Origin of the sequence: uncultured Proteiniphilum sp. (genome assembly GCF_937873925.1) — a bacterium.
Lineage (GTDB): Bacteria > Bacteroidota > Bacteroidia > Bacteroidales > Dysgonomonadaceae > Proteiniphilum.
Genome location: NZ_CALNAT010000083.1, coordinates 1 through 14,237 on the forward strand (window position 1 = coordinate 1; position 14,237 = coordinate 14,237).

9 protein-coding genes and 1 pseudogene are annotated in these 14,237 nt (G+C 48.0%); 3 read left to right on the forward strand and 7 right to left on the reverse strand.

All coding sequences use genetic code 11. The features are described 5' to 3' along the window. From Q0502_RS05860 to Q0502_RS05870, 3 genes and pseudogenes are all read right to left on the reverse strand, one after another. Positions 1-832 (reverse strand): annotated as a pseudogene (locus Q0502_RS05860) (YgiQ family radical SAM protein); the annotation flags it as partial. Between the two features lie 11 nt (positions 833-843). Next, on the reverse strand, positions 844-2,562 hold the full coding sequence (sulP, locus tag Q0502_RS05865; RefSeq protein WP_298648348.1) for a sulfate permease: 1,719 nt from the start codon (positions 2,560-2,562) through the stop codon (positions 844-846). A gap of 215 nt (positions 2,563-2,777) precedes the next feature. Further along, positions 2,778-3,422, reverse strand: coding sequence for a DUF4294 domain-containing protein (locus tag Q0502_RS05870; protein ID WP_298648350.1), 645 nt, complete (start codon positions 3,420-3,422; stop codon positions 2,778-2,780). 302 nt (positions 3,423-3,724) lie between these two features. On the opposite strand from Q0502_RS05870, the gene Q0502_RS05875 reads away from it, so the two are divergent. The 3 genes from Q0502_RS05875 to Q0502_RS05885 all read left to right on the forward strand — a co-directional run bounded on the left by Q0502_RS05875 (position 3,725) and on the right by Q0502_RS05885 (position 9,409). After that, on the forward strand, positions 3,725-5,530 hold the full coding sequence (locus Q0502_RS05875) for a long-chain fatty acid--CoA ligase (protein ID WP_298648353.1): 1,806 nt from the start codon (positions 3,725-3,727) through the stop codon (positions 5,528-5,530). 251 nt (positions 5,531-5,781) lie between these two features. Continuing rightward, entirely contained in the window at positions 5,782-8,535 is a 2,754-nt protein-coding gene (gene leuS, locus Q0502_RS05880) for a leucine--tRNA ligase (protein ID WP_298648356.1), read from the forward strand. Between the two features lies 1 nt (position 8,536). Further along, positions 8,537-9,409: a YitT family protein gene (locus tag Q0502_RS05885; protein ID WP_298648359.1), complete on the forward strand. Its 873-nt coding sequence runs from the start codon at positions 8,537-8,539 to the stop codon at positions 9,407-9,409. 7 nt (positions 9,410-9,416) lie between these two features. Here the strand turns inward: Q0502_RS05885 and Q0502_RS05890 are convergent, their stop codons facing one another. The 4 genes from Q0502_RS05890 to Q0502_RS05905 form a co-directional block, all read right to left on the reverse strand. Then, complete coding sequence (locus Q0502_RS05890; RefSeq protein WP_298648362.1) at positions 9,417-12,236, reverse strand: FAD-binding and (Fe-S)-binding domain-containing protein; 2,820 nt, start codon at positions 12,234-12,236, stop codon at positions 9,417-9,419. A 127-nt stretch (positions 12,237-12,363) separates the two neighbouring features. Further along, positions 12,364-12,561 carry a winged helix-turn-helix domain-containing protein gene (locus Q0502_RS05895; RefSeq protein WP_298648365.1) on the reverse strand — a complete coding sequence of 66 codons (198 nt, stop codon included), beginning with the start codon at positions 12,559-12,561 and terminating at the stop codon, positions 12,364-12,366. A gap of 78 nt (positions 12,562-12,639) precedes the next feature. After that, positions 12,640-13,239: a dephospho-CoA kinase gene (gene coaE / locus Q0502_RS05900; protein WP_298648369.1), complete on the reverse strand. Its 600-nt coding sequence runs from the start codon at positions 13,237-13,239 to the stop codon at positions 12,640-12,642. Further along, on the reverse strand, positions 13,236-14,231 hold the full coding sequence (locus Q0502_RS05905; protein ID WP_298648370.1) for a YbbR-like domain-containing protein: 996 nt from the start codon (positions 14,229-14,231) through the stop codon (positions 13,236-13,238). The genes coaE and Q0502_RS05905 overlap by 4 nt, the downstream gene beginning before the upstream one ends. Between the last annotated feature and the right edge of the window lie 6 nt (positions 14,232-14,237).

Genomic DNA, 14,237 nt, shown 5'->3' on the forward strand with positions numbered 1-14,237 from the left:
CCTCTTCTTTCATGGGAGGATAGGGGGGATTGACAATGAGTGTCCTGCCGCCTACCTGCTGCAGGATGCGTGCGGCGGAGAGCCGGTTGGACTGTTCTTCTACCACGCGAAAATTTTTGGCCTGTTTCAGTTTCTCTTTTTCACATTCTTCGTGCGGATACAATGTGGCCTCTTCCCGGAATGGATTTTCAGGCACTTCGGAGCGTAGAAAAGCGGTTTGGGGAATATCATTTATCTCCCGGATACTTTTGCCGTTGCGGATTTCCCGTATCAGCCGTTTCAGGGGGAGTTCCCCCATTCCGTAGATCAGCAGGTCGGCCGGTGCATCAGCCAAAATGGTTTTGTGGAGCGTATCATCCCAGTAATCATAATGTGTTACCCGTCGCAGTGAAGCTTCCACCCCTCCGAGTATAACCGGAACGTCGGGATAGAGTTCTTTCAGGATATGGGTATAGACGGTCACCGTCCTGTCCGGCCGCATATCGGAACGGCCGTCGGGAGTGTAGGCGTCGTGGGAACGAAGCCTCTTGTTGGCCGTGTAATGATTGATCATCGAGTCCATCACACCGGCTGTAACAGCAAAGAAGAGGCGGGGAACACCCAGTTTTTTGAAATCGCGCAGATCATCCCGCCAGTTGGGTTGCGGTACGACGGCAACGTGTAACCCTTCGCTTTCGAGCAGACGACCGATGACAGCTGTGCCAAACGAAGGGTGGTCGATGTAGGCATCCCCGGAGAAGAGGATCACGTCCGGAGTGGCCCAGCCGCGAAGGTCCAATTCTTTCTTGGTAGTAGGTAACCAATCGGTGAGTTGATATGACCGGTTGTCCATACGGTTCGCCTTTATTTATTTGTCTCTTTTTGTTTTTGTTCCGCATTCAGCATTTTAGCCCTTTCTACCGCCAGATGAATATTGGAACAGATATTTTCGCTGCCGATAATCTGCGGGATATTGGATTTTTCGATACTTTCGCGTACGCTGTCCTTTACGCCTGAGAGGATAATCCGGATCTTCTCTTTCTTTGAACGTCGACACAGTATTTCCAGGTTGTTCAGTCCGGTCGAATCGATGAACGGCACCTTACGCATACGGATAATACGAATATGCGGATGATCCCTCAGTTCCCGCGTTATCTCATCGAACTTGCCGGCCACTCCGAAGAAAAAGGGGCCTTCGATCTCGTAAACTTCCACACCGGAAGGCAGGTGAAGAATTTCCTCCTGAATATCTCCGGATTGAGATTCCATCTCTTTCGCCAGATCGATGCTTCCGGTAGTGCGTGAGACCTGCGTACTTTCATTCAATCTTTTCAGAAAACCGAAAATAGCCAGCATCAGACCGACTCCTATGGCGATGGTCAGATCGAAGATAACGGTGAGTAAAAAGGTGGTCATAAGAATGCCCAGAGTCGATTTTGATTGTTTGGTGAGCGATGTGAATGTACGCCATTCGCTCATGTTGTATGCCACAACTACCAGCACGCCTGCCAGGCAGGCCATGGGGATGTGCCGGGTGAGATCGCCCAGGAACAGGACAATAAGCAAAAGTACTACAGCATGGATGATCCCCGCTACAGGAGTCCTGCCGCCGTTATTGATATTGGTCATCGTACGTGCAATGGCTCCGGTGGCGGGAATACCGCCAAAAAAAGGTACGATGATGTTAGCGGCACCCTGTGCTACCAATTCCATATTGGAATTATGTTTGTGGCCTGTCGCCCCATCGGCTACCGTAGCGGATAATAACGACTCGATGGCCCCCAACATGGCAATGGTGAAAGCAGACGGGAACAATAAGCGAATACTTTCGAGGCTCAGCGGCACGTGTTTCATCTCCGGCAACTCACTGTTGATCACAAACCTGTCACCAATGGTTTCTATACTTGTGATATCTCCGTAAGTTTTCATCAGGTAGACCGCTAATGTCATTACGATAATGGCTACAAGTGAGCCCGGCACTTTATTTGATATTTTGGGGGTGATCACGATAATGGCAACGCTTATTAGTGCAATGAGCGCCGCCCACCCGTTGATGGTGCTGAAATACTGCAGGTAAATCGTCCATTTTTCAAAGAACCCCGATGGTAATGCCGGGGTAGTCAGCCCGAAAAAATCTTTTATCTGCGTGGAAAAGATGGTCAGGGCTATACCGCTTGTAAAACCGATGACAATGGGATAGGGAATGAATTTGATGACCTCTCCCAGTTTCAGGAAGCCCATCAGCAGGAGCATCACGCCGGCGAGTACGGTGGCGATGGCCAGGCCCTGTACACCGTATTGCTCCACAATACCATAGACGATCACGATGAAAGCACCGGTAGGTCCTCCGATCTGCACCCTGCTACCCCCCAGGAACGAGATGATGAATCCGGCAATTATTGCGGTATATATCCCTTTTTCGGGTGTCACGCCTGAGGCAATTCCAAAAGCAATGGCCAAGGGTAACGCTACCACTCCCACAATCAATCCCGACATCAGATCGGCAAAGAATTTTTCTTTGTTGTAGGTCCTTAAAGATTGAAAAAGAGCAGGTTGAAAATCCTGCAGAAAATTTATTCTCATGAAACGAATGTACCAATGAAACAAACCCCGTTCAACGGAACGAAGTGTAGTTAAATACGCGAATGTGCCAATATGATGATTTCATACGTTTTTTAGCCTCGCATGAAAAACGGTGCAAAGATAATAATTTAATGTGAGAATCCCGACAAGTCGGGACTGGTAGTGCTGATGTGTTGATTTTGCGAGAAGTTAGAGGTAAGAAATTAGAAATAATATTATACGGCTCCCTGTTCTACAAGCACGCAGACGCGTTCGGTTATCCGGTCTTCGCCATATGGGTTATAGCGGGTTTTGAGGCTGTTGCCGAACATTCCGGCGAATAAATTATACGACCAGGCTTTGAGGCTTCCCATAAATGCGTCGATAATATAATAGGAGGAGGAATTGGTCTCCCGGTCTACTAATTTCATTAATAATTGTCCTTGTGACCGGGTAAGCTTCTTCATTTTCGGAGTATACTGATCCATCAGGTATTTTTCCATTCGGTTTAGGTGCTTTTGCCTGTCTTTATCGTTGGGAAGCGTCTCCATATATTCGTACGTTTCCAGGATGATAGCGGCAATCTCCTTCGCGTAAGGGAGTGTTTTCTTTACATCGCGGATCAACTTGGAATAGGCTATCTGATCCTTTGTATTCCGGAAAGTGAGGGGGGAATATTTGACAAAATCCTTCAACCACATGCAGGCAATGGTATCTCCTTCCAACACCACGGCCGGATACACATTCGGCATTAAAAAGATGGTGGATACCGGTGTGTCGGAGTCGGGAGTCAAATTGGCTGCATAATATCCCTGCGCTTTTATCCCGGAGGATAAAAGGGTTATAACCAGGGTAAGGAATATAATGATAAGTCTTTTCATAAAATTGATCAGTTCTTTTCATTTAAGATGTGGAGAACTGCCTCTACTCTTTACTTTCGGCCTTAGCTGCCACCAGCCGTTCGATTTATAGCTGTTTCAAACAGTACAAAGATAGTCGCTCCATTTTATTTTTTGCCATAAAAACTCGTTAAGTGTAGTTAATTAATCTTCGAGTTTTTAGAATGTTAAGTAAATTCCCGGTAAGGAAAGTCAAAACAGGACAAAACTATAAAAAAAGCACGGTTTTTTGACGGATAATCGCGGAAAAAACGTAATTTTGGCTAGATTAAAACTGAAAAGCAATGGCATATTCTCATTTAGGCGGACTCATTCACAGACAGGCACAGAAATACGGTAATAAAACAGCAATCATGTATCAGGGATCGGGTAGCGACTGGTTGCATTTGTCGTGGAGCGATTTTTCGGATAAGATCATGAAAACCGCTCAGGCAATGGCAGAGATGGGGCTTAGCCCGGGCGATAATGTAGGGGTATATTCCCAGAATATGGAAAAATATCTGATCGCTGATTTTGCAGTCTATGCCAACAAGGCGGTGATGGTTCCGATGTATGCTACCTCATCGCCAATGCAGGTAAGTTATATTGTAAATGATGCGCATATCAAACTGCTTTTTGTGGGTGAACAGTTTCAATACAATAATGCCTCCAAAGTCCAGCAAGAGAGCCGGTTTCTGGAAAAGCTGATCGTGTTCGACAGGAATGTCGTGCTGAGACCCGACGACAAGACATCGGTCTATTTTGATGATTTCATCACCACGGGCGACAATTCCGAATCGTTGGCACTGGTGAATGCCCGTTCGAAACAGTTGGAGAACAATGATCTGGCAACCATAATTTATACTTCGGGTACCACCGGTGAGCCGAAGGGGGTGATGCTGACACATGCCAATTTTTCAGAAGCATTCAGGATACACGATATCCGGATCACCGGTTTGTCGGACAAAGATCTCTCCATGTGTTTTCTACCTCTCACACATATATTCGAAAAGGCGTGGACTTACTACTGTCTGTCCAAAGGAGTAACCGTGGCGGTAAACAGAGATCCGGGGGAAATCAGGGAGACCATCAGGCAGGTGCGCCCTACGGTGATGAGCAATGTCCCCCGCTTCTGGGAAAAAGTGTACGATGGCGTCAAAGAGAAAATAGACAATGCGTCGGGAATCACAAAATGGCTGTTCGTGGATGCCGTGAAAACAGGACGCCGGCACAATCTGAAATTTGTGAACGAAGGGAAAAAGGCGCCTATAGGTAATCGATTGAAATTCTTTCTCTACCGGAATACGGTTTTTTATCTGGTGAAACGGGTTGTGGGTATAGACCGCGGCAATTTCTTCCCTGTGGCCGGAGCTCCCTTGTCGGACACCATCAACGAGTTCATGCAGTCTATCGATGTACACCTTATCTATGGTTACGGACTTAGTGAAACCACTGCCACAGTGAGTTGTTTCCCCGAAAAAGGTTTCCGGATAGGTACGGTGGGAAAAGTGATGCCCGGTGTGAATGTAAAGATAGGAGAGGACAATGAGATATTAGTAAAAGGGGGCACCGTGATGAGCGGATATTACAATAAGCCGGAAGCGACCAAAGCCGCTTTTACCGAAGATGGCTATTTCAGAACCGGCGATGCCGGTTCTCTTACGGAAAACAATGAGATCATTCTCACCGAACGTATCAAGGATCTTTATAAGACTTCCAACGGAAAATATATTGCCCCGCAAATGATCGAGACACGTATTAGCGAGGACAAATATATCGATCAGATGGCAGTGATCGGAGACAATCGGAAATTCGTCAGTGCGCTGATCGTCCCCGACTACGAAGCGCTCAAAATATATGCCCGGGAACAGGCTATCCCGTTCAATTCGACGGAGGAGTTGGTGAACCACCCCGAAATAGAGGCTTTTATTTTCGGACGGATTGAGATGCTGCAGGCACAGTTCACCTCTTATGAGAAAATTAAACGTTTCGCCTTGCTGCCTGCCCCATTCCGGGTAGAAACCGGGGAATTGACCAATACGCTTAAACTCCGCCGAAAAGTAATTCTGGAAAGATATGCAGATATTATTGACGGGCTATATGAAGGATAGGATTTCAGATTTGACTACGTCGATTTTGGCTCTGCCGAACGTTGTTTCAATTCAAGATTTCAAAATTCAAAATTCCAGGTTCTCAAATTCCAGGATTGCTTTCAATTTTCAAATCATCAAATCATCACATTATTCTCATTGGCACATTTAACTACCCTTCGTTCCGTTGAACGTTGCTTGTCACATTGGTCTTATTATCACATTGTCGCATTAAATTATTATCTTTGCACCGTTTTTAAAAGCGTATAGGAATGGACTACAATTTCAGAGAGATAGAAAGGCGGTGGCAACAGTACTGGATTGAGCACCAGATATATAAAGTAAGGGAAGATCGCTCGAAACCTAAATTTTACGTGCTCGATATGTTTCCATACCCCTCAGGGGCAGGGTTGCATGTGGGGCATCCGCTGGGCTATATCGCATCGGATATTTTTTCAAGATACAAAAGGTCAAAGGGATTCAATGTGCTGCATCCCATGGGGTATGATGCCTACGGGTTGCCGGCGGAGCAGTACGCCATTCAAACCGGGCAGCATCCGGCCATTACTACGGAAAACAATATCAAACGCTATCGCGAACAACTGGATAAAATAGGGTTCTCCTACGATTGGAGCCGTGAAGTGCGCACCTGCGACCCAGCTTACTACAAATGGACGCAATGGGCGTTCATCCGTATGTTCCATTCCTACTATTGTAATCAGGCGCAGCAGGCCCGTCCCCTTACCGAACTGGTAGAGGTCTTTTCCCAACAGGGGACGGCGGGGCTCGACCTGGCCTGTAGCGAGCCGATGGAGTTTACGGCGGAGGAGTGGAATACCAAATCCGAAAAAGAACAACAGGAAATATTGATGAACTACCGCATCGCCTATCTGGGGGATACTATGGTGAACTGGTGCCCGCAATTGGGGACGGTACTCGCCAACGACGAGGTGAGCGACGGACTTTCCATTCGCGGAGGCTATCCCGTGGAACAGAAGAAGATGCGTCAGTGGTGCCTGCGCGTATCGGCCTATGCACAACGCCTGCTCGACGGTCTGGAAAAGATAGACTGGACCGATTCCCTGAAAGAGACGCAACGGAACTGGATAGGGCGCAGTGAAGGTGCCGTGATGCATTTCAAAACCTCTCAGGGTATCTCTTTTGATATTTTTACCACCCGCGCCGATACTATCTTCGGTGTGACATTTATGGTGCTTGCCCCGGAGAGCGAACTGGTAAAAGAGCTTACTACCGATGAGCAGCGTGAAGTGGTAGATGACTATATTCTAAAAACCAGGAAAAAGACCGAACGGGAACGCATTGCCGACAAATCGGTCAGCGGTGTGTTTTCAGGATCATACGCCACCCATCCCTTTACCGGTGAACCGCTTCCGATATGGATATCGGACTATGTACTGGCAGGATACGGCACGGGAGCCATAATGGCTGTGCCGGCCCACGATAGCCGCGACTATACTTTCGCCAGGTATTTCAACCTGCCCATTATACCCTTGATTGAGGGATGCGACATATCGGAAGAGAGTTTCGATGCAAAAGAAGGGATTATGGTCAATTCCGGCTTCCTGAACGGGATGACGGTGAAGGAAGCCATTCCCGCAGCCATCGACGAGGTGGAGAAGCGGGGACTCGGCTACCGGAAGATCAATTTCCGCCTGCGGGATGCTATCTTCTCGAGACAACGCTACTGGGGCGAACCGTTCCCTGTCTATTATAAAAACGGGATGCCCTATACGCTGGAGGAAAACGAACTGCCGCTGGAGCTCCCGGAAGTGGATAAATATCTCCCTACTGAAACGGGAGAACCGCCGCTGGGGCGCGCCACAAACTGGCAGACCCAAGAGGGTTATCCGTTGGAATTGAATACCATGCCCGGATTCGCGGGATCGTCGGCCTATTACCTGCGTTATATGGATCCGCAGAACGATGATGCACTGGTATCGGAAGATGCCGACAGCTACTGGCGGAATGTGGACCTTTATATAGGCGGGACGGAACATGCTACCGGGCACCTTGTTTACAGCCGTTTCTGGAATAAATTCCTGTTCGACCTGGGTGTTTCCTGTGAAGAAGAGCCTTTTAAAAAGCTGGTAAATCAAGGGATGATCCAGGGGCGGAGCAATTTTGTGTACCGTGTGAAAGGAACCAACCAATTCGTGTCGCTGAACCTGAAAGAGCAATATGAAGTGACCCCTATTCATGTGGATGTCAATATAGTGCATAACGATATCCTGGATATAGAGGCATTCCGGAACTGGAATCCCGAATACAGGACGGCGGAATTTATCCTGGAAGATGGAAAATATATCTGCGGATGGGCCGTCGAGAAGATGTCGAAATCGATGTTCAATGTGGTGAACCCCGATGATATTGTGGAGAAATACGGAGCCGATACCCTCCGCCTTTATGAGATGTTCCTTGGGCCGCTTGAACAATCCAAGCCGTGGGATACCAACGGGATCGACGGGGTACACCGCTTCCTGCGCAAAGTGTGGAATCTTTTTTATAAAGAGGGAAATTTATCTGTGACCGGTGACGGACCTACGAAAGAGGAATTGAAGTCACTGCATAAACTGATTAAAAAAGTATCGTTCGATATCGAGCATTTTTCCTTTAATACGTCGGTTTCTGCTTTTATGATCTGCGCGAACGAGTTGACCGCATTGAAATGCTCCAAGAGAGCGATACTGGGCGACCTGGTCGTCTGCCTTGCTCCCTTTGCGCCGCATGTTGCCGAGGAGCTCTGGCTTACACTGGGGAATGGCACATCGGTGTGTGATGCAAAATGGCCCGTATGGAATGAAGAGTATCTAAAAGAAGATGCTTTTCCGTATGCAATCTCTTTCAACGGGAAATCGCGGTTTATACTGGAATTTCCGGCGGATGTGACCCACGAAGAGATCGAAAAAGCGGTACTGGCACATCCCAATTCCCAAAAATGGATGGAAGCCAAAAGCCCGAAGAAAATAATTATCGTTCCGAAAAAAATTGTGAATGTGGTGATATAAAATGGAAAAATTACCTGAATTCAGTCTGAAAAGATTTTACTGGAAGGATTACCTGATCATTGCCCTGGGGACTTTCATGTATGCTTTGGGGGTTACCCAGTTCATCATGCCGCACCATTTCGTGATGGGGGGACTTACGGGCGCTGCGGTGCTTTTCAATTATGCTTTCGGCTTACCCGTGTCGTTGATGGTATTTACAATGAATGCCCTGTTATTATTAGCATCCTTCAAGGTATTGGGATTGGAATTCTTAGTGAAGACTATCGTGGGAGTAGGCATGCTTTCCGCATTTATCGGCATGTTCGAAAGTTTTCAGTGGCAGCCGATCATGACAGAAGAACCGCTTATGGCGGGATTGATCGGAGCGATCGTGGCCGGTTCCGGGGTGGGTTTGGTGATGTCGGTCAACGGCAGCAGCGGCGGAACGGATATCGTAGTGCTTATCATCAATAAATACCGGAATATTACGCCCGGCCGGACGATGTTGTTTGTCGACCTTGTCATCGTATCCTCTTCTTTCCTGATCTTCCGAAGTGTGGAGACCATTGTATTCGGGATCATTATTATTGCGGTGATGGCTACTTCGGTCGACTGGGTGCTGAACGGTATCCGACAGTCGGTGCAGTTCTTTATTTTTTCGAGCCGGTATGAGGAGATCGCCACACAGATCAATCTGCAATTACATCGCGGCTGTACCGTACTGGACGGTGTGGGATGGTACTCCCAAAGACCGCAGAAGGTGCTGCTGGTAATGGCCAAGCGCACCGAATCGACCTCCATCTTCCGATTGGTGAAACAGATCGATAGCAATGCCTTTATCTCTCAGAGTAATGTGGTAGGCGTCTATGGGCAGGGATTCGACCGGATGAAATAAGATGCTGTCAGGAGGTAGCCTTATCTACCAGATAAACCAACGATTTATAAGCAATTCCACTGTTGACGGACAATCCTATTTCACATGTCCGGCTGTTAGAATACCCTTCTGTGGCATCCCTGATACCCTGTTTTAACGGTGCGAGCGCCGAGTTATTGAGCTCCGGGTAGAAAAATCCCCGGTCTCCCGCCCATCCGCAACAGCCGATATTTTCGGGGACGATCACCTTTTCCGCACAACGTGACGCTACTGCATAGAGTTTCTCCTCCAGGTGCATCTTGGTGGAACTACAGGTGGTATGTACGGCGACAGAAACAGCTTGTCTGTCAAATTCCAGGCGGTCGAGCAGGAAATCGTGGATAAATTCTACCTGGTCATACAGCCTGAGTCGCTTGTCCAGTGTTTCACGCATATGCAGCAGGCAGGGGCTCATATCACATACAATGGGTAGCTCCCCGTTACGACTTGCTTTCAAAAGGGCTTCATTCAACTCACTCTCCTTTTTCTGCGCCTGTTTCCGGAATCCCTTGCTGCTGAAGGCCATTCCGCAGCATAGTTTGTCCTTTCCCTCCGGAATAATAACGGTGTAGCCTGCTTTTCGTAAAATGGAAAGCATCTTTTGCGGTATATCTTCAACCTCTTCATAACCGAATGAGGGGCCGCTCATGGCGCGGGTGATGCATGCCGGAAAGTAGACCACCATCGGGGCGTCAGGGTTACCGGCAGGGAAAATATTGCGTGTGATCTTTTTGCTGCCGGAAGGGGTGTAGCGTGTCCATAAGGGGACTACCCCATCGCCTAATCTGTAAAGGCCCTTTGTCACATTTTCAATTGCCCGGTAACCCATAACTTTTCCAATATAATGCGGAATAGGTAATAGTCTGCGTAGCAGGGAAGTCGTTCCCGCCATATTGCCGGCGATCATACCGGCAATCCTGTTGGCAAACCTGCCGTTCTGCTGCCATCGTAACTCTTTGACAAGCTTTCCGGTATCGATCCCTACCGGGCAGGCAATACCGCACAATCCGTCCGTAGCGCATGTTTCTTCCATAGGATAGGAAATTTGCTTCACCTGTTTCGGCACCGGGCTGCTTCCCTTATTACCGGAAACCGTATGTTCCGCCAAATGACGGTAGGCTACGATCCGTTGCCGGGGGGTAAGGGTCAGGTTCTTTGAAGGACAGTTCACCTCACAAAAACCGCATTCAATACATTTGTCAATAATCGGATTGGCTTCCGGAATCCGTTTCAGGTTTTTGATGAATACTTCATGGTCATCGTTGATCAATACACCCGGGTTCAGGATATTTCCGGGATCGAATGCCTTTTTAATGCGTTTCATCAGATTATATACCTCGCGGCCCCACTCTTTTTCCACAAAAGGGGCCATATTGCGGCCCGTACCGTGCTCAGCCTTGAGGCTGCCGCCGTGTTTCATGGCAACCAATTCGCATAACTCCTGCATGAAACCGGCATATTTTTCTATACCTTCGGTGTTGTTGATATCGGGGAAAACGGTGAAATGAACGTTCCCATCGAGCAGATGACCCCACATCACGGCATTTCCATAACCGGTGCGTACGAGTAATTCGCGTACATCGGTAAGCGCATCCCCCAGAGATTCGGCCCTGAAAGCGATATCTTCAATAATGCATACCGTACGGGAAGGGCGTGTGGCCGCTGCTGAGGTGAAGAGCCCGTTGCGCACATTCCAGTAAAGATTATAGAGGTGTTTGTCGGTGGTGAACTTAATCGGGGTAAGTGTTTTAATATGGACCAGCTTTTCTTCAATCTCAGCCATTTGTACCTGCAAAGTCTCCGGATCGTCGGCTGAGGTGTCGATCAACAGTGCGGCAGCACCCTCTGGCAACGATCTCAACTCCTCCGGCATACCTTCCTGGTCTTCGACAGCACGCAACGCGTTGCGATCCATCAACTCGGCAGCGCTTACCCGGCAGCTTCTCAGCGGGATGATAGTCTGGCTTACATCGCGAAGATTGGAGAAATAGACCATGGCCGTGGCTTTCAGCGGTGCATCGTGTACTGTTTCGAAAGTGACCTGTGAAACAAACCCCAGGGTTCCTTCGGAACCGATCATCAGATGCCGGATAATCTGAATGGGGTCGCTGAAGTCGATCAGCGAATTCACCCCGTAACCACAGGTATTTTTGAGTTGAAATTTCGTGGCGATCTTTTCCCGGACAGCTTCATCGTTTACAGCATCCCGGTGCAGTTGTTCAATTTCCGTGATAAGTTGCGGATGAGCGGTAATGAATGCATGACAACTTGCGCTATCAGCAGTATCTAAGAGTGAGCCGTCGGCAAGGATAATACGCATCGACCTGACCGTATTGTAGCTGTTATGCCGGATCCCGTAGCTCGAACCGCTTGCATTGTTCGCAATAATCCCCCCTATTTTTGCGGAATTAATGGATGCCGGCTTCGGTCCCAGTTTGCGTTTGTATCGCATCAGCATACGGTTCGCTGCGGCGCCGGTAAGCCCGCAACCAAACGTGGCGGTATGTCCCTCATCGGTGATGGCGGAGAAGGCAAACCCATCGCCTGTTTCCATCAGTATGGAATCGGAGATGGTCTGCCCGCTCAAACTGGTACCTGCAGCTTTAAATGTTACAGGCAGGTTTTCAGTCCGGCAGAATCTCAATAGACGGATCACCTCTTCTTCTGAATTCACTCTTACCACTGCTTTAGGGATAAGCCGGTATAGCCCCGCGTCAGTTCCTTTGACGAGGCGGGAAAGTTCGTTGGTGAAAACCTGATCCTGAGGAAATAATTGCAAGAGCTGTTTTCGTAATTGCTTAGGTTCCATTCAGTCGGTATCTTTTCGGTAAAGATAAATGATAAATTGCATTGGTGCACAAAAATGAACAAGAAAAAAAGCTGTCGTTTTGGACAGCTTCTTCAGAACTTTTTCATTTAAACGATGAATTTACCGGTCAACTCAATGAGACGAACAGTTCTTTTTCGACTGCGTCCAAAGCAACTTTTCCCTCTCTTGCCAACCATCCTAGCGCTGCATAGAGGTCTTTATCGGTCAGTTTCGTTGCTTTCTTGATCTCTTTTACATTCAACCGGCCGTTCTTGTCCAGGACTGTCCATACTTTGCCGGCGTTGATTCCAATTTGTTCGACCATTCTTTTTGATTTTTAATTGTATAACCTAAATGTCCGGGACAAAGTTACGGTTATATCTGCAAAAAACAATATAATCAATCACGCAGTTTTGCCCTCGTCGTCCTTTATCTTTTTCATCAGGTCCGAGACCTGTCTGATGAGGGAATGGCGGTTGTCATTACGGATCACATGATCGGCATATTTCATTTTCTCCTCTTCCGGCAGCTGGCTGTTCATCCGCGCTTCTACCTCACTACGGGCCGAGCGGTCGCGTTGCATGACTCTCGCGATGCGGAGTTCTTCCGGAGCGTCGACCACAACCACCTTGTCTACGAATCGATGGAAGCCGGCTTCAATGAGCAGGGCTGCGTCGAGGATCACCACCGGATGATGTTCCCGTTGCCGGCACCACTCCATAAAATACTTTGCCAGTACAGGGTGAATAATGGAATTAACGATAGCCAGTTTGCGGTCATCATGAAAGATAATGGATGCCAGCTTTTTCCTGTCGAGCTTTCCATCAACATACAAATCTTCTCCGAGCTGCAACGTGAGTTGTTCACGGATACAGGGCGACGAATCGTTCAGTTTTTTTGCCTCTTTGTCGGCGTTGAATAGAGGGACCCCGTGCAGACGAAAAATTTCGGATACCACTGATTTTCCGCTTCCTATTCCCCCTGTGATGCCGACCTTTATCATTCACTCGTCTTGTTTTCAAACAGAAATTCCACTGAAGTGGGAGAGATCCGGGGATTGATAATGGAAGAGGGACTAACCGTGAGTTCAAGTTCCACGCGTCCGTCCTCGTTGGAGTGGAACTTCCTGTAATCGAGTTCTATTGAGAAGTCCTCCGGTACGATCTTTCTGTACTCTTCGAGTGTGACGGAAAAAGTAACGCTGGCACGTGACGGGAAAAATTTCACGTCGAGTTTTTTGGGCATATGCGCTGCGGTAATGGGCACTTCGAAGGTACGCTCGGTATACTCTTCTATGGGGATATATATGTCCACCTGGGAGGGAACGAATTTTACCCCTTCCACATTGTTTATCCTTACGGGCAACTGCGATGTGGCTTTCAGATTTTTGAATACCGTGTATTCGGTCACCGCGCCTTTCAGTTTATCGAGCGATTTCTGAGAACCGTATGCCATTACAACTTCCGGAATAAAGGTAGCGCTGTCGGCCACTAAGTTCGCCCTGTTTGTCGTGATCTCTCCATCGAAAACCACCGGCAATTCTTTACTCTGCAGTTTAGAGGTTGCCAATGAGATGTTCATGGGATAATAGCCCCTTATATTAGTGCTGGGAAACAATTGGCTCCGAATGAGCTGCTTGTACTGATCGCCCTGAAGCACCGTATTGCCTTCTTCGGTTAGCTCGGTGACATTGATCTCGAGCGAATCTTTTTTTCTCATATCGAGGCGAAAGATTTGTGCCCCATTGTCGGCCACGCTGACCTCTATGAAAAGAGGCAGGGGATTGTCGAACACCACATCATCAGAGATATTAGTGTATTTAAGCGGTATCCTGTAAGTGCCTTCTACATTCTCTTTCTGAAAAAAGAGCATCAACCAGAAAATAAAAGCCAGCAACAGAAAAAACAGGAAAGAGAGCACATTTTTCCACGGGAAAGTGGAAAAAAAGGCTTCAATTCCAGGTTTCCATTTTTTGATGACAGCTCTTATTTCCATCCTGGA